General features: G+C 68.7%; 20 protein-coding genes. 12 read left to right on the plus strand and 8 right to left on the minus strand.

Features of this window, described 5'->3' with window-relative positions; translation table 11 throughout:
• Positions 1-4: 4 nt before the first annotated feature.
• The 3 genes from M8I34_RS37450 to eccE all read right to left on the minus strand — a co-directional run bounded on the left by M8I34_RS37450 (position 5) and on the right by eccE (position 5227).
• Entirely contained in the window at positions 5-2821 is a 2817-nt protein-coding gene (locus M8I34_RS37450; RefSeq protein WP_250057403.1) for an SCO5717 family growth-regulating ATPase, read from the minus strand.
• Between the two features lie 334 nt (positions 2822-3155).
• Positions 3156-4001, minus strand: a complete 846-nt coding sequence (locus tag M8I34_RS37455) for a hypothetical protein (protein WP_250057405.1) — start codon at positions 3999-4001, stop codon at positions 3156-3158.
• Positions 4001-5227 (minus strand): type VII secretion protein EccE, encoded by a 1227-nt coding sequence (eccE, locus tag M8I34_RS37460; RefSeq protein WP_244418456.1) that lies wholly within the window; start codon positions 5225-5227, stop codon positions 4001-4003. Before eccE ends, M8I34_RS37455 begins: the two co-directional genes overlap by 1 nt.
• A gap of 345 nt (positions 5228-5572) precedes the next feature.
• On the opposite strand from eccE, the gene M8I34_RS37465 reads away from it, so the two are divergent.
• From M8I34_RS37465 to M8I34_RS37505, 9 genes are all read left to right on the plus strand, one after another.
• On the plus strand, positions 5573-7189 hold the full coding sequence (locus M8I34_RS37465) for a type VII secretion protein EccB (protein ID WP_244418455.1): 1617 nt from the start codon (positions 5573-5575) through the stop codon (positions 7187-7189).
• Between the two features lie 361 nt (positions 7190-7550).
• Positions 7551-7874, plus strand: a complete 324-nt coding sequence (locus M8I34_RS37470; protein ID WP_006602761.1) for a WXG100 family type VII secretion target — start codon at positions 7551-7553, stop codon at positions 7872-7874.
• A gap of 121 nt (positions 7875-7995) precedes the next feature.
• Complete coding sequence (locus tag M8I34_RS37475; protein WP_006602760.1) at positions 7996-8289, plus strand: WXG100 family type VII secretion target; 294 nt, start codon at positions 7996-7998, stop codon at positions 8287-8289.
• A gap of 219 nt (positions 8290-8508) precedes the next feature.
• Positions 8509-9771 (plus strand): type VII secretion-associated serine protease mycosin, encoded by a 1263-nt coding sequence (gene mycP / locus M8I34_RS37480; protein ID WP_374211041.1) that lies wholly within the window; start codon positions 8509-8511, stop codon positions 9769-9771.
• A gap of 2 nt (positions 9772-9773) precedes the next feature.
• Positions 9774-10091: a hypothetical protein gene (locus M8I34_RS37485; protein WP_250057409.1), complete on the plus strand. Its 318-nt coding sequence runs from the start codon at positions 9774-9776 to the stop codon at positions 10089-10091.
• Positions 10092-10153: 62 nt separating this feature from the next.
• Positions 10154-11779, plus strand: coding sequence for a hypothetical protein (locus M8I34_RS37490; protein ID WP_250057411.1), 1626 nt, complete (start codon positions 10154-10156; stop codon positions 11777-11779).
• 96 nt (positions 11780-11875) lie between these two features.
• Positions 11876-13216 carry a S8 family serine peptidase gene (locus tag M8I34_RS37495; RefSeq protein WP_250057413.1) on the plus strand — a complete coding sequence of 447 codons (1341 nt, stop codon included), beginning with the start codon at positions 11876-11878 and terminating at the stop codon, positions 13214-13216.
• A gap of 195 nt (positions 13217-13411) precedes the next feature.
• Entirely contained in the window at positions 13412-14779 is a 1368-nt protein-coding gene (locus tag M8I34_RS37500) for a S8 family serine peptidase (RefSeq protein ID WP_250057415.1), read from the plus strand.
• A gap of 305 nt (positions 14780-15084) precedes the next feature.
• Entirely contained in the window at positions 15085-15252 is a 168-nt protein-coding gene (locus tag M8I34_RS37505; RefSeq protein WP_250057417.1) for a hypothetical protein, read from the plus strand.
• A 192-nt stretch (positions 15253-15444) separates the two neighbouring features.
• On the opposite strand, the gene M8I34_RS37510 is transcribed toward M8I34_RS37505, so the two are convergent.
• On the minus strand, positions 15445-16437 hold the full coding sequence (locus M8I34_RS37510; RefSeq protein ID WP_250057419.1) for a PE-PGRS family protein: 993 nt from the start codon (positions 16435-16437) through the stop codon (positions 15445-15447).
• A gap of 233 nt (positions 16438-16670) precedes the next feature.
• Positions 16671-17000 carry a WXG100 family type VII secretion target gene (locus tag M8I34_RS37515; protein ID WP_250057421.1) on the minus strand — a complete coding sequence of 110 codons (330 nt, stop codon included), beginning with the start codon at positions 16998-17000 and terminating at the stop codon, positions 16671-16673.
• Positions 17001-17596: 596 nt separating this feature from the next.
• Between M8I34_RS37515 and M8I34_RS37520 the strand changes: the two genes are divergently transcribed.
• On the plus strand, positions 17597-17896 hold the full coding sequence (locus M8I34_RS37520) for a hypothetical protein (RefSeq protein WP_030080343.1): 300 nt from the start codon (positions 17597-17599) through the stop codon (positions 17894-17896).
• A 376-nt stretch (positions 17897-18272) separates the two neighbouring features.
• Here the strand turns inward: M8I34_RS37520 and M8I34_RS37525 are convergent, their stop codons facing one another.
• From M8I34_RS37525 to M8I34_RS37535, 3 genes are all read right to left on the minus strand, one after another.
• The gene (locus tag M8I34_RS37525) at positions 18273-19604 is read right to left on the minus strand and encodes an SUKH-4 family immunity protein (RefSeq protein ID WP_250057423.1); all 1332 of its coding nucleotides are present in this window, start codon (positions 19602-19604) and stop codon (positions 18273-18275) included.
• Positions 19601-21832 carry an ATP-binding protein gene (locus M8I34_RS37530; RefSeq protein ID WP_250057425.1) on the minus strand — a complete coding sequence of 744 codons (2232 nt, stop codon included), beginning with the start codon at positions 21830-21832 and terminating at the stop codon, positions 19601-19603. Before M8I34_RS37530 ends, M8I34_RS37525 begins: the two co-directional genes overlap by 4 nt.
• 419 nt (positions 21833-22251) lie before the next feature.
• Positions 22252-22659, minus strand: a complete 408-nt coding sequence (locus M8I34_RS37535; protein WP_030991949.1) for a hypothetical protein — start codon at positions 22657-22659, stop codon at positions 22252-22254.
• Positions 22660-22898: 239 nt separating this feature from the next.
• Here M8I34_RS37535 and M8I34_RS37540 point away from each other — a divergent pair, with 239 nt between their 5' ends.
• Together M8I34_RS37540 and M8I34_RS37545 are read left to right on the plus strand one after the other, a co-directional pair.
• The gene (locus tag M8I34_RS37540) at positions 22899-23207 is read left to right on the plus strand and encodes a WXG100 family type VII secretion target (RefSeq protein WP_250057427.1); all 309 of its coding nucleotides are present in this window, start codon (positions 22899-22901) and stop codon (positions 23205-23207) included.
• Positions 23204-23953, plus strand: a complete 750-nt coding sequence (locus M8I34_RS37545; protein ID WP_250057429.1) for a WXG100 family type VII secretion target — start codon at positions 23204-23206, stop codon at positions 23951-23953. Before M8I34_RS37540 ends, M8I34_RS37545 begins: the two co-directional genes overlap by 4 nt.
• Positions 23954-24050 lie beyond the last annotated feature (97 nt).

Here is a 24050-nt window from a genome sequence, read left to right on the forward strand (position 1 = left end):
CGCCTCACTGCGGAGGCGGCTGCTGCTGCCACCCAGGCGCCAGGCCCGGCTGTTCCGGCTGCGGTGCGTCCGGAGCCGGCTGTTGCTGCTGCCAGTGGGCCGGCGGCTGGGCGGGCTGCTGGGTCCAGCCGCCCTGCTGCGGCGGGTAACCGGCAGGCGGCTGTCCCTGCTGGGGCTGCTGTGCCTGCTGGGGTTGCGCCTGAGGGGGCTGGCCCTGCTGGGGGTACTGCTGCTGGGCGTACGGATCGCCGCCCATCTGCTGCTGCGGGTACATCCCCTGCGCCTGCTGCGCCCGCGCGAAGTCCTCGGCCACCAGGGCGGAGAGGTTGAAGTACGCCTCGCGGGTCTTGGGCCGCATCATGTCCAGGTCGACCTCGGCACCGGCGGCGAGATGCTCGTCGAAGGGGACGACCACCACACCGCGGCAGCGGGTCTCGAAGTGCGACACGATGTCATCGATCTTGATCATCTTGCCGGTCTCACGGACACCGGAGATGACCGTGATGCCGCGTTGCACCAAGTCGGCGTAGCCGTGCGCGGACAGCCAGTCCAGGGTGGTGCTCGCGCTGCTCGCACCGTCCACGGACGGGGTGGAGATGATGATCAACTGGTCGGCGAGGTCGAGGACTCCGCGCATCGCGCTGTAGAGCAGACCCGTACCCGAGTCGGTGAGGATGATCGGGTACTGCTTGCCGAGGATGTCGATCGCCCGCCGGTAGTCCTCGTCGTTGAACGTCGTGGAGACCGCGGGGTCCACGTCGTTGGCGAGGATCTCCAGGCCCGAGGGGGCCTGCGAGGTGAACCGGCGGATGTCCATGTAGCTGTGCAGATGCGGGATCGCACCCACCAGGTCACGGATGGTCGCACCGGTCTCGCGCCGCACCCGTCGGCCGAGCGTGCCGGCGTCCGGGTTGGCGTCGATCGCCAGGATCTTGTCCTGCCGCTCGGACGCGAGCGTGGAACCCAGCGCGGTGGTCGTGGTGGTCTTGCCGACACCGCCCTTGAGGCTGATCACCGCGATCCGGTAACAGGACATCACCGGTGTACGGATCAGCTCCAGCTTGCGCTGCCGCTCCGCCTCTTCCTTCTTCGCGCCCAGCTTGAACTTGGACGGCTGGGCATTGGCGCCCGGCTTGCGCTTCTTGGGCTGGTTGCGCAGCAGCCGGTCGGAGGTCAGCTCCACGGCGGCGCTGTAACCGAGCGGTGCGCCGGGAGCGGCTCGCTGCGGCTGCTGCTGACCCGGTTGCGAGTACGACGCGTAGTTCGCCGCCGCGTTCGGGTCGCCGGTCTGCTGGCCGGGGAGCGGCTGGTACTGCGCCTGTTGGGCCTGCTGAGCTTGCTGCGCCTGTTGGGCTTGCTGAGCCTGTTGCGCTTGCTGTGCCTGATGCGCCTGCTGAGCTTGCTGTGCCTGCTGGGCTTGTTGAGCCTGTGCCGCCTGTGCCTGCGCTGCTTGCGCCTGGGCGGCCTGGGCCTGCGCCTGCGCCGCCTGCTGGGCGGCCTGCTGCTGGTCGTAGCCGGGCTGCGCCTGCTGGGGGTGCTGGCCCTGCTGGGGGTAGCCCTGCGCACCGGTCTGTGGATAGCCGTAAGCCGACTGCTGTGCGGCCGTGTGCGGTGCCTGCTGCGGCTGCTGGCCCTGCTGGGGGTAGCCGTACGCGGGCTGGGGATAGCCGTACGCAGGCTGCTGAACGGGCGCGCCCTGCTGTTGCGGATAGCCGCCCTGAGCGGGCTGCCCCTGGGGGTATCCGGCCTGCGGCTGCTGCGTCTGCGGCTGTTGCGCCTGTTGTGGCGGGGCCTGCTGGTGCGGCTGCGCCTGTGGCTGGCCCTGCTGCGGCTGCTGACCGGCCTGGGCCTGAGCCTGTGCCTGGGCCTGTGCCATCCGCGGGTCCGCGGGCTGGAACTCCGCCGGCAGCGGCGGCAGTGCGCCCTGCCCGGGAACACCCTGTTGCTGCCCCTCCGCCGCGGCGCCCCAGGGAGCGCCCTGTTGAGGCGTTCCCTGCTGAGGCGCGCCCTGCTGGGGGACGCTCTGCGGAGCCGTCTGCGGGGGAACCCCCTGCTGCTGCGGCGGCATGCCCTGCTGTGGCACACCTTGCTGGGGCGCGCCCTGCTGCGGCGCGCCCTGTTGCGGCTGCTGCTGGCCCTGCGGGGGCTGTGCGCCCTGCGCGGCGGCATCGGGGGCCGGCTGGACGGGAGCGGCGGCCTCGGGGGCCCCGGCTCCGCCCTCGGTGGAGGCGTGCGGAGGTGCGGCCTCCGGCTGCGGGGCCGCGTTGGCGGGTGCGGCCTCGGGCGCCACGGCGGGCGACGCCTCGGGCTCGGGGGTGCTCACCGCCTGCGGTTCCGAGTCATCGTCGTCGTCCCAGAGGGAGGCCGACGGGTCGACACCGGTGCCCGCACGACGATTGCCCGAGCCCGCACCGTCGTTCGTGGCCGGCGCGGCCTCCGCGGACGCCTCCGGCGCGGGAGTCGCGGCAGCCGGCGCGTCGGTGCCGGAGTCCTGCGGACGCAGCGTCGGGAAGCCCGGCGGTGCGGCCTCTACGGGCGGCGGGGCCGTCGGCGCACCCTGCTGCGGAATGCCGGGAGCACCCTGGGCGGGGCCGGGCAGCGGCCGGCCGAGCGGCGGCGGGGGATCGGCGGGCGGAGCGGTGGGCGAAGACGCAGGAGGAGCCGTGGGGGAGCTAGCGCTCGTGCCCCCACCACTGGTGTCGTTGCTCGCATACCAGGCCGGTGCGGCGAAATCGATCTTGAACTCACCGGTCAGGTCGAACTCGGACTGGTCGTCGTCAGGATCGTTTCCGTCCGGACGGAAAGCCTCCTGCTCGTTCACTGTGCCTCCTGGTGTACTGCAACGCACCTGAACGGCAGGACCGGATACAGGCGGATCGATCGGATGTAGCGGAAGTCGGAACACACCACCCGGGGTTGCGCCAACACTAACTGTCTCCGTCCCCGTTTCGACTGCCGTCGTGCTGTGCTCCTGCGGCTCTCCCACACAGCCTAATCAAGAGTCGGCCCATATCGGCAGTCGGTGTCATGTGGTCTTCAAGCCCCTTTGGCACACTTACGGGCGCACCCGTGGGTGCGCCCGTAAGACGTGCCTGCGGCCGGTTGCCTACGGGCCGCGCGCAGCGTCCCGCGGGCAACCGGCCCGCAGTGAACGGTCAGTCCATACGGCGCGGCCCGCCGAGCAGGTTGGTCTCCGCTTCCGTGGGCTGGGTCATGACGAACTGGTGGCCGTCGCGCGAGCACCACAGCATGGCGTTGTCGCTGAGCGTCGGCAGCACCGCACCGACCTGCTCCGGCAGCCGCATGATTCGCGTCACAACCTCCGCCTCCTCGGGCGAAAGCCGCTGGAGACCGACCAGATCGGCCCGGCTGAGCATCTGCGGCGACCGCGGCCCGAGGAACGGCAGCACGGTCAGCACCGACTGCCAAGGGCTCGGGGCGAGCTGATTGCGCGGCGGCCGCGCACCCATGTCCCGTACGACCAGCACCGGGCTGGAAACCGACGGCCCCTGGGGTGCGATCTGACGCACCTCGTGGACGGACACACACTGCTGTCCGCCGCCCGCGGCCTGCGCCATCTGCCCCCAGGCCGGCGGCCGCGCGGTCTCGACCGCGACCCGGGCGCCGGTGGCGACCGTACGCAGCGCCAGCACCTGGGCCATCCACATGCTGCCGACCAGCACGATCTCCATCGGCGCGGGCCGCAGCAGGCTCAGCACGGCGGGCTGGTTCTGCGGGTCGATGCCGATGATCACGCCGTCGTCACCGACCGGCAGGGTCAGCGAGGCGAGCGACTCGGCCGTCAGGACGTGCGGGCTGCGCCGCGGGCCGCGCAGGCCGAAGCCGGGCCGGGGCTTGGGCCCGGTCGGACCCGACTGCTCCTCGTCCGGACGCGGCTGGTGCGAGAGCCGGCCGCCGCCGGTGCCGGCGCCCCCGATGGGGGGATTGCGCCAGCCGTTGCCGCTGGTGTTGACGCGGGGCTGATAGGTGGGAGAGGCCATCAGCGGGTACCTCCGAGGGGGAGCGTGGCCAGCAGGCCGGGCAGCTGTTCCCGGTCGAGGCGGACGAGCCCGACCTTCACGGAACCGGAACGGCGCTCCAACTCGCTCTGCGCGGCGGAGAGTTCGTTCTCACTGCGGGTGGAAAGACGGACGTAGCCCGAGATGGCCGGGGCGCGGCCGCCGCCGTGCGTGGCGGTCAGCGCGAAGGTGCTGGCCATGGCCCTGGTGCTGGTCAGCAGCTGGGTGACGGCCGCCAACGGGGCGCCGCCCTGGCCCAGTTGGGGCCACCGGCCGATCCAGTACGTGGTGTGCCAGCGGTCGTCGCAGCGCATGGCGCGGGTCGTCTCCTGGGTGCGACGGGCCGCCCGGCCGTCACGCCCCATCGCGCCGTTTGCGGCCCGCGGGCTGACGCACACCGCGGTACCGATCGCGGCCACGACCTCGCGCTCGGCGAGCACCTTGGCGCGGACGCCGTGTGCGGTGAGCCGGCTGACGAGCTGGTCGGCGGCGCGCAGCAGCGAACGCTTGGCGCCTTCCATGCCGCCGCCGCGGGCCTCGATCGCCTCCGAGCACAGCTCGGGGTCGAGCTTGAGCGCGATCCATGTCAGCTGGAGTGCCGGCGTCTGCGCCTGGGCCTGGAGGGGCGCGTACGAGCGGGCCGCGACGGCCTGTTCGGGCAGATGCGGGGCCGGCGCGGGCTGGGTGTACTGCACGAACTGCACCGATTCGAGGTGGATGTCCTCGATGTCCAGTGCGGTGTGCAGTACCTCGAGCGGCAGCATGTGGCTGCCGCGCTGCGGCCGCAGCGGCTCGTCCCGGGCGTCCACCTGCACGAGGGCCGTCAGGAACGTCCCGTCACCGACGAACCCGATGGCGCGCTGATCGGCCTCGGTGGTGAACTCGTAGGTCTGGAGCGCCGGTTCGCACTCCACCACCGGGGCGAAGGCCGGGTCCACGCCCTGCGTGGCCGCGATCGCGGAGGCGCTGTCCTTGCCGCGGCGCTTCATGGCGCGCACGGTCGTGATCCATTCCGGCAGCGGAATCTTCCGCCGCCGGCCGAGCGCGAAAACGACCAGCAGGGCCGCGATCACAATGGCCGCGGTCAGTGCGGCCGGGTGGATCGTCCAGCCCACCAGCACCAGTGCCGCGGCGAGTTCGATGATGGCCAGCTGCTGGACGCGCACCCCGCCGATGGTTCCTGCCTGTTGGCGCAGCCGCGGTGCCACCGGACCGGCCGGACGGGCCGCGGAATCCCGGCCGCCATTTCCTCTGTTGCCCGAAGCTGTACCGTTTTGGCCAGCATTTCCCGCGTATTGCGGTGCAGCGGAAGGCTGTTGCTGCTGTTGCCGCCCATTGCGGCGTCGAGCCCTGGTGGCGCTGGACATCCCCCGGCCTGCTCCTCTACTGGTGGTGTGGCCTCTAGACGTATCGGTCGCCCGCTGAGACTGGTGCGTTGGAAGGTGGCACCCGTACCGTACGGGTCGATCGATACACGGCATAGTAGAGGGCGCTACGGCGTGAGTGCCGGGGGCGGTCGCTGTGGATCCAACAGGCGGGGAGAGAAAGCAACAATGGCATCACGTCGGGACGAGCTGAATGCGTATTCGTTTGCTCGAAAGCGCACGAATGCGGCATTTCTGAAGCCGCTGCCGAACGGTTCGATCGAGAGTGCCCCCAGGCCGCTCAAGGCGGTGGTGCCCAGCATCGTCGTGGGTGTCTTGGTGCTTGTGGGATTTGGTGCGTGCGGCATTCTCAAGCCCGTTGCGCCGCAGGGGTGGGACGAAGTCGGCAAGAATGTCATCGTCGGGGACCAATCCACCACGCGTTACATCGTGCTGGAAAACAAGGACCGCAACGGCAAAAGCCAGAAACTGCTGCACCCCATCCTGAACCTCGCCTCCGCCCGCCTTCTTCTCGACCCGAAGTTCAGCGTCGTCAAGGTCAAGGAATCCGAGCTGGACGGAAAGCTTCCCCACGGGCCTGCCATCGGCATTCCGTACGCCCCCGACCGGCTGCCCGCCACGGAGGACGCCGACAAGCCCAAGACCTGGGCGGTGTGCAATCGCCCCGGCACCGGCGAGAACAGCAAGCCGCAGCAGGCCGTCTTCGTGCTGGCCGGCAAGGACAAGCAGCTCGTCGAGGACAACAAGGGCAAGCTCGACCTGCACCAGGCGCTGTACGTCGAGGACCCCGACGGCAAGAAGTGGCTGGTCGACAACAGCGGCAAGGCCTTTGCGTTCAACGCCCCCCAGGAAACGGGCCGGGCCGCCCTGCGGCGCATCATCTTCGGCTCCGACGCCACCCCGCAGAAGGTGTCGCAGCAGTTCATGGACACCCTCCTGACGGTTCCGGACAAGGCCGGCATCAGCATGCCCACGGTCGCCGGCGCGGGGAGCGAGACCACTGACCCGAAGGTCCCGCAGAAGGCCAGGAAGGTCGGCTCGATCCTCAAGGACAGCAACGGCCAGAAGTACGTCGTGGAGAAGGACGGCGTCGAGCAGGTGTCCAACTTCGTGGCGAAGCTCCTGGAGGAGGGCGCGAACGCGGACACGCTGAACGGCGACGGTTCGCCGCTGACGCCCGTCCCGATCGCCACCGGCAGCGTCGACCCGAAGCTGGACGACGCACAGAAGCCGACGGACTTCATGGGCACGCTGTTCGGCGTCCCGTCGCCGTGGCCGACCGACGCCGTCTCCGCGGCCAACGACTTCGACCACGGCTCCCAGACCGGTGGTTTCACCAGCCCCACCAAGAGCGGCGTGTCGTGCAGCGTCTACAAGGGCACCAACGACAAGTACCCGGGCGGCGAGGAGAAGCAGCTCGGCTACCCGAACGGCGTGCCGAAGATGCAGGCCTGGGTCGGCACGGACTACCCGGCCAAGATCGCCAGCGGCGCCAGCTCGTATGTCACCCCCGGCAGCGGGCTGCTCTACACGGAGGTGCCCACCCCCTCCGCGAAGAGCGGCAGCCTGTTCCTGGTGACCGACACGGGGCTGCGCTACTCCATTCCCAGGAACAACGACGGCGGGAACAAGGCCGGCAACGACAAGCAGGAGCAGGACCAGTCGAGGCTCCACCTCGGCTACGGGGCCTCGCACCCGCCGCTGATTCTGAAGGCCTGGTCCTCGCTGCTGTCCGAGGGCCCGTCGCTGGACATCCGGAGCGCCCAGAAGCCGCAGTCGTCCTGATATGGGTGAAGTCCGCGCCGACGCCCGGGACGGGCTATCGGCGCGGACTTCGGCGCATCGCCGATTCTCTGCACCGTAAATTCACGAGGTCGTCCGCCGCCTTCTCGGTGCGATCTTCGTCGCACTCCGGCAAGCCCGGTCCTGACCGATAGCATCACTTCTGTCCGATTCTTTTGAACAACGTTTCAGCGACGGCCAGTTGACAATGTTGTGATCCCGTCACAACAACCGTCCCCCTGTTGGGAACGGGCATATGGAGTGGGTAAAGTAGCCAAAGGCGTCAGCAGGAGATGCCTACCGCGCGAGCGCCTGTGGCGGCATGCCGCGGTACGACGTACGAGTCTCATGGGGGACGTTGACTATGGCTGGTCAGCAGTACACAACCACCGAGGAGGAGATGGTCGCGTTCAGCGGCAAGATCTCCTCGGTCAACCAGTCGATCCAGGGCGAGATCTCGCGCCTGAACACGGTCGTCGACACCATCACGTCCGGGTGGAAGGGTGCTGCGGCCTCCTCGTACAACCAGCTGCAGTCGCAGGTGAACGAGGACGCCAACCGTCTCAACCAGCTTCTGGGTGAGATCAAGGAAGCGATCGACGAGACCACGAAGAACTACTCCGCCTCCGAAGAGGAGCAGGCCCAGTCGATCTCGCACGTCTCCGCCTCGGCTTCCCCGTTCGGATGATGGGGCCGCGTCGCGCTTGTGCGGCGTAGCTCAGCAGCCACAGCACGGGCCAGCCGGGCAGTCCCCGCCGGCCCGCTGTGGCATGTATCGACCAGGCTTCATCAACTCCTGAGGAGACACCATGTCAGGCCAGATCCTCGTTAATTTCGCGACGATCTCGCAGGCCAGTTCCGACGTGCGCGGTACTGCCAACAACATCCGCCAGCAGCTCGACGACCTCGAGGCGGGCGTCAAGAAGATCGCCGCCAGCTGGGAAGGTGCGGCGCAGGAGGGCTACCAGGCCCGCCAGCGCGAGTGGGACCAGCGCGCTGCCTCCCTGCACTCCACGCTTGAGGCCATCGCCAAGGCGCTGGACCAGGCCGCCCAGAACTACCAGGCCACCGAGCACAAGAACTCCGGTATCTGGGCGGGCTGACCTCGCGTCGGCACAAGCACGGATAGCGATCGGCTGAGCAGCCCGAAGGCTCGCACAGTGGTCAATGAGGGCGAGCGCGCTGCATCAGTGCGCTCGCCCTTCTGCCGTCCGGCACCGCCCCGTAACTCCCCCACCACCTCCTCCACATCGCCTCTTTCTCCGCCGTTTCCTCACTCCTCGTCCCCGCCCATTCCGTCACACAGGGAGAGCAGACAACCCGTGGGATCTCGCGCCATTGGTCATCGAGCCGGGCACCGCCGCCGAGCGGCGGGCGCTCTGGTTACGGCGGCGTGCATTGCCGGCCTCTCCAGCGTCACCGCCGCGCCGGCGATCGCGGACGAGAACGTGCCGCTCAACAGCGGTGAGTGCAAGTTCGGCACGGACAACATCGAAGAGACCCCTTGGTCGCTCCAGCGCCTCCTGACCAATCAGTTGTGGGCGAACGGCCGGATGAAGGGTCAGGGAATTCGCGTCGGCGTCATCGACACCGGTATCGACGCGGGCAACAAGCAGCTCCAGGGCGCGATCGGCAGCGGCGGCCAGAGTTTCGTCAAGGGCAAGCCGACCGAGGACAAGGTCGGCCACGGCACCAAGGTCGCCGGAATCATCGCCGCCCGCCAGATCAAGGGCTCGGGCTTCTTCGGTATCGCGCCCGAGGCGACCGTCGTCCCGTTCCAGCAGACCTCGGAAGAGAAGCCCGGCACCGCCGAAAGCCTCGCCAAGGCCATCAACAAGGCCGTGGCGGAGGGTGTCGACATCATCAACATCTCTCAGGGAACCGGCGCCGACCGACGCTTTCTGCCCACCCTTGAACAAGCGATCCGGAACGCCGCGCAAAAGAACATTCTCGTGGTCGCCTCCGCCGGCAACGGCGGCGCCGACGGCGGCGAAAAGGACATGTACCCCGCCGCCTTCTCGGACGACTACCCCAACGTCCTGGCAGTGGCCGCCTCGGACCGCAACAACGAGCGCGCGCCCTTCTCCCAGTCCGGAAAGTTCGTCCAGATCGCCGCTCCCGGCGTCGACATGGTCTCCACGGTCCCCGACGGCGGCAACTGCGTCGACCAGGGCACCAGCTTCGCCGCTCCCTACGTCACGGGAGCCGCGGCCCTCCTCAAGGCCAAGCACAAGAGCTGGACGCCGCAGAAGCTCATCTGGCACCTCGAGCAGACCGCCGAGCGCGTGCGCGCGAACCGCGACGACTTCATCGGCTGGGGCGTCGTCGACCCGGTGGCAGCCCTCAACGACGACACCGAGCCCACTGCCGAACCCGAGCCGGACAAGCCCTCCAACGCGGCTGACGGCTCCAACATCCAACCGGCCGTCCTCACCATCGGCGAAAGCACCGAGGAACGACGTGCCCGCATTTCCATCTACATTGTCGGCGGCGGCCTTCTCGCCGTCGGCGCGGTCGTCGGATCCTCGATCGCTATCCGGGACTGGCGCCGTAAGACTGGTTTGAAGACACACGGGGAGGCTTAATCATGGCGCAGGGGCAGTACGGCGTTGATCTGGACGCCTTGGACCAGGTCATCAAGGAACTCAACCATGTCCTCAAGGAGATGGGCGACTCGACGAGCACAGCCAAGAACAGCACCTATCTTCCGAAGGGTTCCCTGGGCGAGGGATTCAAGGAGGAGACGCAGCTCTATGGCGCTCACGAGAAGATGAAGGGCGACATCGAGAAGATGCTGGACATGGTCCAGGGCCTGGTCGATACGTTCGGGAAGAAGTCGAACAAGGTCAGGGGCGCGTACCAGGACGCGGAAGCAGACAACTCAATCAGCATGAGCGGTAAGTGACTTCCGCCGGCGGATCGCAGTGACAGACAGGGCATGTTCGATGACGGAGTGGGGGACAGCAGATGGCATCGAAGGACAGTGAGTTCAAGCCGGCGAAGGTCCAGGTGCCGGAGCCACGCAAGAAGCCGGCGAAGGGATCCGGCGAGGCCCAGGAGACGGGTCACGACGTTGTCGCGAGTCGGCCTCAGTTCACCGAAAAGGGGTTGAACGACCTCAAGCAGATGGTGGCGGGGGCCAACCCGGGCGAGGTCGGCAATGTCGCCAAGGGCTGGCGGGATGTTCGAGTTGCACTTGTCGGCGAAGGCTGGCACGAAGGAATCAAGAAGCACTTCGATGATGCGGTAACAAAGGTCCTGCAGACCTGGCACGGTTCCTCTGCCGATCAGTTCGCCACCTCGGCGCAGAAAATCAGCGACAACTTCGCGAACCTTGCGCTGTATCCGCATAACACCGGCGAGGTCCTGAAGCAGATCAGCGAGAATCTGAAGGACGTCCAGAAATTTGTCGCCGACGTCGAAGAGCCGAGTGGGTGGGAGAGCAAGGCAGACTGGCTCGCCGATAAAGGTAGTTCCGGCGTCGGAAAGGGCGCAGCGATCGGAAACGCTCTCGCTCCGGGCGCAGGTGCCTTGGTCGGCGGCCTCGTGGGTGGGATGGTCGGCGGCGATGGGCGCGATGACTCACAGCTGAAGGTCGACCTCCAGAACCCGAACATGAGCATCTGGGATGCCATGAACAAGAACCGCACCAACCTGTCGCTGGGGAAGGAGCGTCAGCTCCAGGCTGCTCACTACATGGAGCAGTTGGGGACGACGTACCGGGCCGGGGTGAAGGCCATGGGGACCACCCCCCCGTGGGATGACGGTCGGATCAAGCAGCCAGAACACGACACCGATGGTGGCGGGGCTATCCCGGGCATTGGGGCATTCGGCCCGATGCCGTCCACCCCGAAGACAGGCGCACCATCAGGGAAGATGCCCGGCATGAAGGGCGGCGGGTACACGACCCCGCAGCCGATGGAAGCGCCCCGGCCGAACGGCATCGACGGCGGTGTCGGCAGCATCCCGAAGGCGCCTGCACCCCACATTGGAACTGGCCTTGACGGCCTCTCAGGAGGCAGCGGTCTTGGGCCCGGCGGTGGCACAGGTGCCGGCGGAATCGGCGGCGGTGTCGGCGGAGGCGTGGGCACCGGCGGTCTGGGCGCAGGCTCCGGCAGCGGTGGCGCAGGCTCAGGTCCGGGTATGGGCGGCGCCGGCATGCCAGGCATGGTCGGAGGCGCCGGAGCTCGTGCCGGTGGCGCCGGAGCTGGAGCAGGGGCAAGGGGCGCCGGCCGTGCCGGCATGCCCGGGATGGGCGGTGCCGCTGGTGGCGGAGCCAAGGGCGCTGGTGCCAAGGGCGCCGGCGGCAAGGGCGGCGCGATGGCACGGCAGAAGGGCGGTCTCGTCGGCGGCAAGGGTGGCAAGGCCGGAGCCGCAGGGCAGGGAGGATCCGGTCTGCACCGCAGCCGTGGCGGTACGCAGCAGGGTGCGACAGGCGGTCGCCGTCCGGCGGGGATGGCCGGGGGTCATGGTGCTCACGGCGCCAAGGGCAAGGATAAGGGCAGCGAGAACGGACAGCGTCCGGACTACCTGGTAGAAGATGAGGAGACCTGGACGCCGGAGCGTAACGTGGCGCCCAAGGTCATCGAGTAGAGACCTGACGGTCACGATCAAGTGCTCGGCGGAATCGAGGTGGGGCCCGCAGTCCTCGGGCTGCGGGCCCCACCTCGCTAGGGAGAGGTGTACGGCATGAGCTTCACGCGGACGCTGCGTGCGGTGGGCGGCGCGGTGGTGGCGGGAGCACTGCTCTTCGGCGCCGCCCCGACCGCTTTGGCAGACCAGAACAGGGATGATCAGTGGCCGCTCAAGGCATTTGACTCTCAGGGAGTATGGAAGGAATCGACGGGCAAGGGCGTCACGGTCGCAGTAATCGATGATCCCGTTAACGGCAGCCACCCAGACCTGAAAGGCAATGTGCTGCCGGGGAAGAGTTTCATCGATGGCGGGCGAGGTGACCGCAAGGGAACGGGCGATCACGGCACTGGCATGGCGTCACTCATCGCCGGACATGGGCATGGTGGAGGCAATGCCGATGGCGTGATGGGCCTCGCCCCAGATGCGAAGATCTTGCCCGTTGGGAGGCCGGAAGTCGGAGTCGGGGTGGAAAACTCCGGCCTCGGCGAGTGGATTAGGTACGCAGTCGATCACGATGCATCAATCATCAACATGTCGATCGGCCCCTCGTTTCTCACCGACTCCGATAAGCGAGCGCTGGCCTATGCGGCTCAGAAGGATGTCCTAGTTGTAGTCGCCTCTGGAAATTCCGGAGAGAGTAAGCTCGGCGACTTGGCAGCTAACCCAGGCGTTGTGTCTGTAGGTGCAGTGGACAAGGCCGGAAAGGTCTGGGCGAAGTCCAACTCAGGCAGCCAGCTGATGCTTTCGGCTCCTGGCGTAGAGATCACGTCCGCTTCTGCTACCGCTGGTCAGTACCGGCTGGCTGATGGTACGTCTGATGCCACGGCGTATGTTTCTGCTGCCGCGGCGCTCCTGCGTTCGAAGTTCCCTGATCTCACCGCCGGTCAGATCGCCAATCGTCTCGTGAAGTCTGCTGGTCTGCCGCCGGGGAAGAAGGGTCTTGAGCTTCCTGACTCACATTACGGATACGGCTTCATTCAGCCCTTGAAGGCGCTGACTGCCGATATCCCCACTGGTTCCAAGAACGGTCCTCTCAAGACGCCGAAGGCGGATCCGGCAGCCGGCACGGGGGGCACGACCGCTGGCAATGGTGACCAGCAGGCGAGCGGCCAGCAGGAAGAGGGCCTTGGTACGGGTGCCATCGTCGGAATCGCGGTTGGTGTCCTCGTCGTTGTCGCGATCATCGTCATTGTCGTAGTCCGGCAGAAGAAGAACGACCGCAATGGCCCGCCCCCCGGTGGCTTCGGCGGTCCTGGCGGTCCTGGGTTCGCGCCGCAGCAGCCCGGCCCCTACCAGCAGCCGGGCCCGTATCAGCAGCCCGGGCCGTATCAGCAGCAGCCCAGCGCTCCGGGGGCGTTCCCGCCCGCGCCGCCCACCCAGCCGCCGGGCCAGTGAGGACATGGCAATCATCGGGTCTGAACTCGTGTTGAGTATGTGAGGCGGCAGGTCTCCAGCTGGATTCCGTGTCGGCGTCACCCTCAATGAAACGGGCACGATGCGTAGGGCTTAGCGAGTCATGGGGAGAGGCGGCTTGGGGCCCGCAGCCTGAAGGTTGCGGGCCCCGAGCTCGTTATGGAGGGGGATTACGGAGTGAGCTTCACGCGGACGCTGCGTGTGGTGGGCGGTGCGGCGGTGGCGGGAGCACTGCTCTTCGGTGCCGCTCCGACCGCTTTGGCAGATGAGATCAGGGATGATCAATGGCCGCTTACGGCCTTTGATGCCAAGAGGGTGTGGAAGGAATCGACGGGCAAGGGCGTCACCGTCGCCGTAATCGATGATGCCGTTAACGGCAGCCACCCTGACTTGAAGGGCAATGTACTGCCGGGGCGAGATTTCAACCAAGGCGGGGTTGCTAATCAAGAGAGTGTTTATGATCACGGCACCGGAATGGCTTCGATCATTGCAGGTCATGGACACGGTACAGGTGGTTCGCAAGGGGTGAAGGGGCTAGCCCCGGCTGCCAAGATTTTGCCAGCGGCAATTCCTGGCGAAGATGACGTGCCGACGCAGGGTGAGGACAGCCTGGCTGAGGCGCTGAGGTATGCTGCCGATCACGGCGCATCTGTCATCAACATGTCGATCGATGCCGGCGTGCTAACCGAAGAGGAAAAGGAGGCCCTTTCTTATGCGATCAAGAAAGATATCCTTCTGGTTGTTGCCACAGGAAACGAGGGGCAGGGGCGTCTTGATGACTTGCCCTCTTATCCGGGTGTAGTTGCAGTTGGCGCTGTCGACAAGGCTGGTCAGGTGTGGGGCAAGTCAAATTATGGCCCGCAGACACTCCTCACGGCACCCGGGACTCTTATTAGGTCGGCGGCGGCGTCCAAACCGTATCGGTTGGCAAGTGGCACTTCTGACTCTGCGGCGTATGTTTCGGGCGCCGCAGCCCTTCTCCGTGCCAAGTTCCCCGACCTCACTTCCGGTCAGATCGTCAACCGACTGGCGAAGACGGCCGGTCTGCCGCCAGGGCGGACCGGGACGAAACTCCCGGACCCGCACTACGGTTATGGCTTCATCCGGCCCTTTAGAGCGCTGACGCAGGACATCCCGGCCGGATCAAAGAATGGACCACTGAAGATCCCCGAGGATGAGTTGACTCCCAGCGCTGGTGGAGCGACCGCTCCCGGCGCCTCGAGTGCCGGTGGTTCCCAGGCAAGCGAGGAGAGCGACAGCGGACTTGGCACCGGCGCCATCGTGGGGATCGCGGTCGGTGTCCTCGTCGTTGTCGCGATCATCGTCATCGTCATCGTTGTGGTCAGTCAGAAGAAGAATGGCCGCAATGGCCCGCCCTCCGGTGGGTTCGGCGGTCCTGGCGGTCCTGGGTTCGCGCCGCAGCAGCCCGGGCCCTACCAGCAGCCGGGCCCGTATCAGCAGCCCGGGCCGTATCAGCAGCAGCCCAGTGCTTCTGGGGTGTATCCGCCGGCGCCGCCCACTCAGCCGCCGCCCCATTTCAGGTGAAGCGACAGGCGTGTGCTGAGCCGGCTGATCGTGCGGCAGCAGACCAGGTCTTCGGTGGATTTCTGTGGCGACGTGCCATGCCACCGGGCCTGATCGAGCATGGCGCATAGGTCGCAGCATGACGTCGGGAGAAAGATAACTGGGTTCCGCAGCGCCTCAGAGGGTGCGGAACCCAGTCGTCATGGGGGGATTTACAGCATGGGCTCCGCGCGTTGGCTGCGTGCAGTTGGCAGCGTGGCTATGGCGGGAGCGCTGCCCTTCGCCGCCGGACCTAGTGCCTCGGCGGACTACATCAGGTGTGGGCAATGGTGCTTGACGCGTTCAGCCCACAGAAGGTGTGGGAGGAGCCCACCGGCAAGAACGTCATCGTGGCGGTCATCGACTTGGGCGTCAACGGAGACCACACCGAGCTCAAGGGCCCAACGTACTTCCCGGAAAGAGCCTTGCCAGGAAGGCGGTACGGCAGACCATGAAACCGTAGAGGACCACGGAACGGCCATGGCCGCCTTGATCGCCTGGTGGGTGGTAGATGGCATGCTCTTCCCATCCGGCCACCAGTTGGTAGTCACCACTACGCACATGTATTTCTAGTGGCCGCCTGGCGTCCCGGCCTGCTGGTCAGGACCCTCAGGCAAGGGTGCTGGCCGAGTGGTGAGGAGAGTGGCTCAGCCGAACACCGACCGCACCTCGTCCGTGACGTCCTGGTGGCGGGTGGCTGCGCCGCCGGTGTGGCGGTCGGTGTGGCGCTGGGCGTGGTCGAGGCCTCGGTTGGTGAGGTCTTCCTTGGCGTGGTCGATGTAGGTGGTGGGGTCGGCCAGGCTGGTGACGCCGTCCTTGTACTCCTGGGCGCCTTCCTTGATGCCGTCGACGTATTCGCCGGCCTTTTCCTTGCCGATGTCGGCGGTTTCGCCCCAGTCGATTCCGTCGCGGGCGCCGAAGTGGCTTTCGATGCCTTGCTGGGCAACGTTCTGGGCCATCTCCGTGGCGGCCTCCTGGGCCTTTGCCTTGCCCTCTTCGACGATCTTGTCCTTGGCGATTTCCTTCGCCTGGTCGATGACCTTGTCCTTGACGGTCTCCTTGACCGTCTTCTTCACGTAGTCCGCCGCGATCTTGCGGGCTTCCTTGGATACGGCCTTCTTTGCCATCTTCTTGATGGCATCCATGGTGGCGTGCTCCATGGCCTTGGTGGCCGCCTCCATGACCTCGCGTTTGATCTTGTCGAGGATTTGGCGGACCATCACGCGGGTCGCCTGGGTGGCGCCTGCCGCGCCGATCTCGGACAGGCCCAGTGTGAAGGGGGCAGCGGCCTGGGCCGCGATGATCTCGGCGGCCAGGATGACGAGCTGGACAATGACGGCGATCTTGCCGGCGAGAACGGCGATGGCGGCCGCGTCGAAGGCGAGGGCGATGACTTCAGCCGCCGCGGCGGCGTCGCGGAGGTAGTTGTCCCCGCCGTCCCCGCCGCCGGAGAAGGAACCCCATTCGTTCGAAAATCCCTCGATCGCCTCGCCGGAGTTGGCGGAGACGACTTCATTGGCTGCCGAAGAGCCTTGGGAAGACGCTTGATTGACCGACTCGGCGAAGTTGCGCCAGGCCTGCGCGCATTCGTGGAGCTTGTCCTCGTCGGCGTCCGGCCAGTTGTAGCCGAGGAGGTCCAAGACCCAAGCTACCTCGCTTGGCAGCATCAATGACACAGCGATCGTCCCCCGTGCAGTTGTAGCCGATTGCGGAGTGGAAAGGTGGTGGTGAAGAAGAGGGTGGGGTGTGGGTGGTGGTGGCCGGAATTCAGGCGCGGAGAGGTCGCGGGCACACCTCGGGCGGCCGATTCGCGGGCGTGGCGAGCCCGAGCGTATGAGAAGTGAGCCCGGGCGCACGTGCGGTGGGCCGGGCGTCAGATTGCCGGGCGGCCCACCGCGCTGATGGTGTGGATGCCCTGTTCGTCGGATTCGGAATACGCGCCGGCCATGTTCTGGAGCTTGTCCCCGATGCCTTCGAGGCGCTCTCCCAGGGAGTCCATCGACTCGAACATGCCGTCCCTGATGGGCGTGTAGATCGTTTCGAAGATGTCGCCGAAGTCGCAGTTTTCCCAGGGGCTGCCGAGGCCTTCAAGATCGTCTTGAAGCTTCTTCGACGCCTTGGAGAAATCGCTGCCGATGTGGACGAATGCGTTGCCCTGCGTGCGCAGCACATCCGGATCTACATCAAATGCCTTGCCTGCCACCCTTGCCCCCGTTATGCGGTGTGCCACACAGATACTTGTCGCGTTCTTAGCGATCTCACACACTAGGCGATCTGAGCGCAGGCATGTCAAGGCGAGATGTGTGGAGGGAGCGTGGGAATCCTGAGGCTGAATCCCGTGCGGATTTTGGTGAATTGACCCGCCTGTGGCATTGGTGAATGTGGCGGGGGAGGAGGGGGCGAGGGTTTCCGGCCGACGGGCTGAAAGGGCAGGTTAAATATTGGTACGGCATTGGTCAATTGTGGGGCGGAGTCATCCTCTGTTGGTTGCCGGGAGGTGGCTGCGCGAGCAAGGGCGGGTGTCGGTGGCGTCAATCGAGTGCGTTGGGGAATGGCTCGCAGGAGTGGGTGTGGCACGTTGACGGTCGTGGATGCAGGGGCCCATGGGGGAATGGGCGTGCGGAAGTGAGTAATTCGACCGGGTGTGTGGTGTTGCCGCTCTGGTGGTCGGTCGTACCGTCGTAGGTTCCCGGCGAGGGGCGGGCCGGACGAACGAGCCGGGGCTCGGGCGGAGTTGTGGTGGCTTTACCGGGGGAGCGGGGCGGACCGACGATCACTGGTCCCGTAGCATTCCCGCTCATGGACGTACCCGGCAATGAAGAGTCCCTCGCCGAGAGCCCCGTGGGGCTGACGCCTCGTCAGGCTCGGCGAATACGCATCGTCCTGGCCTCGGTGCTGATGGCCGCGATGGCGGGGGTGCTCGTGGTGCGCCTGGCGTCGCGTACGTCGGTGCTGGTGGTCGGGGTGTACGGAGCCGCGCTGGTGCTCTGTGGCGTGGTGATCGAACTCAGCCGGAACGGGCGTACCCGGCTCGGCACCTGGTTGTTGGGCATCGGCCTGGCGGCCGCGCTGGCCGCGGACTGGCTGCTGCTGCCCTGAGGGTGGGAGGGCGGGGCGCACCGCCGCCCCGGGGCTCGTACGGCAGCGGCCCCCGCCCCGGCCTCGGGCCCCGGAGCTAGGGCGGCCCCGGGAGCCAACCTCAAACTCGCGAACCGTCCTGGGCCAGATCAACGGCGGTTCTGGAAGCCGACCCGGTAGCCGGGAACCCGGCCCCAAGCCAACCCCAAACTCGCGAACCCGCCCCCCGGGCCCCTCGGAATCCGCCCCCGGGAGCCGACCCCGCACTCGCGACCCCGCCCCGGGAGCGTCCGAGACCCCCGAACCTGCCCCCAGGGGCCCCCGAACCCCAACCAACCCCTCCCGGAACCCTCCCGGCCCCCTCCCCCTCTCGAGAAGCCCCCGGCCCGGCGGTCCCTCAGAACAACCCGTGCCACATCTGCTCGATGACCAGCGACCACCAGTTGCCGTCGTCGTCCAGCGCCCACGAGTCGATCGCCGCGATCTGCTCCTGGAAGGCGGCGACCGCCGCGCCTGCCGCGTAAGGGTCCATGCCCTGCATCTGTTGGCGGGTGGTGACCAGCAGGGCGAGCGAGCGCAGGTATGCGGAGAGCGTGCGGTTGACGAAGCGGCCGCCGCCGGAGGACGGCTGGACCGCCCAGACGGTGCCGACGAGGCTCTGGTTCTGCTCCGGAGCCGTGCACTGGACGGCGAGCGTGTAGAGACCGTCCGTGCCGAGCCGGACATAGCCGGCGAGGGTGGTCAGCGTCTGTTCGCGGGCTTCGGTGCCGGTTTCGCGGAGGTAGGTCGCCACGTCCGTGAACAGGCCGCCGGCAGGCGGCGCGTCGGAACGGTCGGCGTGGAAGAAGAACGGCACCTCGGCCGGGAGTCCGGCCCAGATCAGGGTGTTCCTCGTGGCCTCGGGCAGCTGGGTCGTGGCGAGATCGTCGGCGTCCGGGCGGCTGACGCCCTGCGGCCCGAGGACCTCCACCAGGTGCTTGCCGAGCGCCACGTCCCGCATCTGCGGCGCGGGCTCGACCTGCTGCGGCACCGGCAGCCGGTGCGGTCGCGGCGGCGCCGGCCGGCCCGCGAGCTGGTGCATCATCTCCACGTGCCGCACCAGCCCGGCGATGCCCTCGGCACGCTCCTCGGGACGCATGCCGTAGCCCTCGGTGCAGGAGAACGTGGCGTTCGAGAAGGTGCGGAGGATGAAGTCGCCGGGGTAGCCGCCGGGCAGCAGGGCCGACCGCAGGTCGGTGTGGACCGCGCGGACGTCCGCGGGGTTCACGCCCAGCCGCCGGAGCTCGTCGAGGAGCTGGTACTCGGCGGGCGGCTGTCCGGGTCCCGACACCCGGGCGAGGCTGGTCTCCTCGCCGGTCGACGGGTCGTTGTAGGTCGCGACGGCGGTGTTGCCGGGGCCGGTGACCGGCCGCTCGGCGGGTGCCGCCGGGGCCGCGCCGGACCCGGCGCCGTGCTTCTGCCGGTACATCCGCACGACCTCGTCGACCGGTACGGACGGCCACACCGTCAGCTCGCCGGAGGCCCGGTCGACGACACCGCAGGCGGCACCGACCTCGGCGGGCGGGCGCCGCTGCCCGGTCCGCGGGTCGACCTCCGGGGGCGGCGGTACGGCCCACACCACCCAGCCGAGGTCGAACTCCTGCATGGCCACCTCGCGCGGCGGGCCCTGGTGGCCCTCGGGGTTGAGCCAGCGGGCGGCGGTGGCATGTGCCTGCGCCTGGGTGATCACGAGTGGTCTCCTTCGAGGCCGTCGGAAGCGTCGGAGTCAGCGGTGCCGGTGCGCTGGGCCGGCACGGTGGGAGTGGCCGGCCGAGGCGTGGCGAGGATCTGCCGGGCGGTCACACCGCGCGCGGTGGCGACGACCAGCACACCGTCGGGGGAGAGGTCGGCGCCGGTGAACGGGGTGTCGGAGAGCAGTGCGGCCACCACTTCCCGGTCGGCGCGGGCCCACACCCGCAGATAGTCGGCGCCGCGGCTGAGCCCGAAGGGAGCCGCCGCCTGCGCCTGTTCGGACGGCAGCTGCACCTGCGCCGGGTCGGCGTCGACGTACTCGGGACGCAGCAGGTCGTGGAGGAGCAGCGCCCGGCCGTCGCCCTCGGAGTCGTCGCCGTCCGGGCGGGGCACCGTACGGGAACCAGGGGTGCCCTCGGGCACGATGAAGGCGGCGACGGGGCGGGCGGCGGTGGTGCCGGATGCCGGTACCGGACCGCCGGGCCGTGCGGAACGGGGCGTCGCGCCGTCCGGGACCTGGGCCGTTGTCCCGTCCGGGGCCTGGGCCGCCGTCGTGCCGTCCGCTCCCGCGGCCGCGTCCGCCGTCGCGCCGTCCCCGCCCTGCGGGGGCAGGGACCCCGTCGTCACGGCGCGGACGCCCACCAGCGGCACGCTCCACAGGGTGCGCCACGGCAGGGTGAAGCCGAGCGTGTGCAGGGCCTCCGCGTATGGCGCCAGTCCGTCCTCGACGAACGCGGACTCCAGGAACGCCGCCCGCAGATCGGCCGGCGCCTGCGAGCGGGTGAGCAGCGGCGCGGTGCGCAGATACGTACGGGCCGGCGCGCCCAGCTGCTCGAGCGGTACGGCCTCGATGGCGGCCCGCATCGTCACCGGGTCGGCATGGGCGAACAGGCCGGGGTCGGTGAGGAGTTGGGGGAGCAGGCCGGCGTCGAGGGTGTGCGCCGCCAGGTGGTCGCGGATGTACGGATCGGCCTTGGACCAGTCCTGCTGGGGCACCGCTTCCAGCAGCGCCATGGCGATCCTGGTCTGGGCGTCCCGGGTGTCCGGCAGGGCGGAGCGGATCTCCTCGGCGAGCCCCGGGTGCATCAGACGCAGCAGGGTACGGCCGGCGTCGGCTCCGGATCCGGCCCCGTCCTCGTCCCCGTCCGCGGCCTCGGCCTCGTCGTTCTCGTCCTCATCCGGGGAGGCCTCGACCGGCTGGATGAACGGCGCGGCCAGGAGCATGCCGTCGGCGAGATCCTGGCTCATGTCCCGTCCGGCGACGGCGTTCGCCAGCGCACCCCACAGCTGGACGGGCAGCCCCTCGCCCTCGGCGAACGCGAGCGGTGCCAGCAGCAGCCGCAGAGTCTGCGGGTCGGCGCCCAGCCGGCGCGCATGCAGATCGAGCGCCTCGCCGACAGTGCCGGGCAGCAGAGAGTCGTCCGCCGGGTCGAAGCCCTCGGGCTGCATCAGCAGCGACTGCACGGCGAGCTGGACGGTCAGGCGGTTGCCGTCCGCGCGCGCGGCGATGGCCTCGGCGAGCGCCCGGCGCGCGGACGGGTCGGTGGTGTAGGGGAGTTCGGGCGCCCCGGACTCGGGGGTGAGCGCGGTCTCGGCGTGCAGCACCAGGCCCTTGGGGTCGGCCCACTCGGCCTCGTCGAGATCGATGATCTGCACCTGGCCGCGCGGCAGCGCCCCGGCCAGCTCCGCGGCCAGTTCGCGCGGCACGTCGGCGAGCAGCTGAACCGTTTCGGTGGCGGCGAGCGGCTTGAGCACGTCCTGGACGACGCGGGCCGGCTCGTTCGCGGCGCGTACCGGACCGGCCTGATCGACATCCGGGACCACGAGGGTCACCGGCTCTTCACGAGTGGCGAGTTCGGTGAAGATGTCGTCGGTGTGGTCCGCGTTCAGCCCGAAATGGTCGGAGATGAGCCACAACAGTTGCGCCGCGGTGCGCCCCGCGGGGCTCGGCACAGCGGGCGCCGGGAGGTCCGGGGGCACCGTCGCCGGGTCCAGATCGTCCAGCGGCAACTGCTTGCGGTAGCCGGGGTCGCACATCATCAGGAAGCCGGTGAGCAGGCGTGAACGTCCGCTGCCCGGGTTTCCGGTGAGCACGATGACACGCGGCGCGCCGGGCCACCGCATACGCCAGGCCGACAGTGCGCGGAGCACGGCGGTGCGCCCGCCGACGTACGGATGCGGTGCATATCCGGCCGCCGCGGCATTTCCTTCGTCTGAGGCGCTCATGGCTTCCTCGTCCCCCATCAATCCCGCCTCCACCTTTGTGGATTCTGCGTGTACCGCCTCGATCCTATGATCCGGGCCGCGCGCGGGGCATGGCGCGGGGGCGGCTGTGCCGGAACTGGAACAGGCAGGCCGGGGCCGGTGCGGGGGCGGTCGCACGGGAGGAAGGGCGGAGCGGGCGTGAAGTGAGTTGCCCCTGGGGCCCGATGTGGAGAATTCGAGATCACCTTGTGCGGAAAGAAAGCAGATCTGCCGAGGGTTCCGTCGGCCGATCTGCTTTCTTCCGTATCGGTTCTCCGGCTTTGTGCACGGATTTCGGCGAGAGGAAAGAGCGACGGGACGCCGGGCAACTGCCGGGCGACCGGCCGTTCACCTCGCCGCGGACCGCTCGAGTGGTGCGGACCGCTCGCGCGGTGGTCCGGTCAGCCCCGGTGTCCGCCGCCCCGGCCGCCGCGGCGCGGGGTGCTCACGATGTTGCCCGTCGGACCGTCGCGCTCGGCGCGCTCCTCGTCCTCCTTGGCTTCCTGCTCCTTCTGCCACGCGGCGAACTTCTCGCGGGACTCCTCGCGCTCGGCCATGGTCTGGTTCTCCGCGGCCGACCGGATCTGGTTCATCCGGTCGCCCAGCGCGTCCATGTAGCCGGGTGTCTCGATGGCGTCCTTCATGCCGATACGCCCGGAGAGCACCTCCTGGGCCATTTCCTGGAGCTTGCCGCCGACATTGGGGTTGTCCGCCAGGACCTTCAGCGCCTTGCGCAGCCGGTGTGCCTGCTCCGGATCCTGGGCGACGTCCATCAGGTCCTCGTCCTGGATCTGCCGCTCATTGCTCATGTCTGCCCCCTTGAACGTGATGGCACAGCAACCGCGTGTGCGGCACCGGCGTCCTGAGTGTAATGACGGGTGTGAACGGGGCGTCAAGGCGGGGGTTGTCGGTATTGCCGGATATTGCTCCACCGGTATTCCGCGGTCCTTCGCCCACCCGCTCCGCGGACGGCTTCGGGCCTATTGCGGGTGTGCTAGACCTGAGGCGATGTCGGCAGGTAGTCGTCATTCAATTCGGGGAGAAAATGATGTCCGAGGAAGTCCGGCTCAGTACCGAGGAGTTGCACACGCTCGGTGCGACCTTCGAGACACGCGCGGAAGAACTGAGCCGGCAGCTGGCCGCATTCAGAAGGCGGGCGGACGCCGAGGCCCTGCGGGACGGATTCGGCAGCGACGAGGCGGCCAGGCCGTACCGCGAGCTGTACGAGCAGGCCGAGCAGGCGCTCGTCCAGCTTCAGCAGCGCCTGGCCGAGGTCGGCGGGGGGATCAAGGAGACCGTCGCGAATGCGCAGACGGCCGAGGAAGAGCTGACCGAGATGATCCGGAGCGTCCAGTGAGCGAGCGAGGCAACCCGGAGGCCCTGCACGAAGCGGCGGCCGGCTGGCGGGAGATGGGCAAGCACCTCGACGGCCTCGTCCGCGATCTGGACCGGCAGGTCGGCACGGCCACCGCGGCCAACTGGCACGGCCCGGCCGGCGAGGCGTTCGCGGGGGAGTGGCACCGCCTCAAGCGGTCCGTCGACGAGTCGCTGCCGGTCTTCGAACTGGCCGCCGCCGACCTGGAGAACGCGGCGGCCGCGCCCGCCGAGGACAAGGGCGGCGAGGACCACCACGGGGCGCCGCCGGTGAACCACTCCGCACCCGCGCAGTCGTCCTCCGGCCCCGAGACCGCCTATGGCTTCATGGCGCTCGGCCAGCTCGCCAACGGCCTCGGCGGCGCGTTCGGTAAGCGCGGCGGCGGGGGCGGCGGCCAGTCGCGGGGGCCGGCCGTACGGCACCAGTGGGACACCTCCACGGCCGCGGCGGGGCCCGACCCGTTCGGACCGGCGCGGGACGGCGAGGCCAAGACGCGCGGCGGCGAGGGCATCGCCAAGGGCGTGCGGAGCCGGCCGGCCGACGCGGAACCGGCCTCCGGCGAGGAGCGGACCCCGAAGGCCGCACAGGAGACGAAGGGGGCGGCCGCGAAGCCCGCCACCCCTGCCGCCGCGCCCCACGACACCCCGCCCAAGGGCACCTCGGCGCCCGACGGCGAGGCCCCCGGCGGGACCGGCCCGGACGTCACCCAGCACGGCGCCTTCGGCTGACGCGGCCCGCGGCCCGCGGCCCGCAGCCCGCAGCCCGCAGCCCGCAGCCCGCAGCCCGCAGCCCGCACCCCGCGGCACCGGCGCCGACGTACCGGGC

The sequence above is a fragment of the Streptomyces sp. MCA2 genome (genome assembly GCF_023544705.1).
GTDB lineage: Bacteria > Actinomycetota > Actinomycetes > Streptomycetales > Streptomycetaceae > Streptomyces > Streptomyces decoyicus.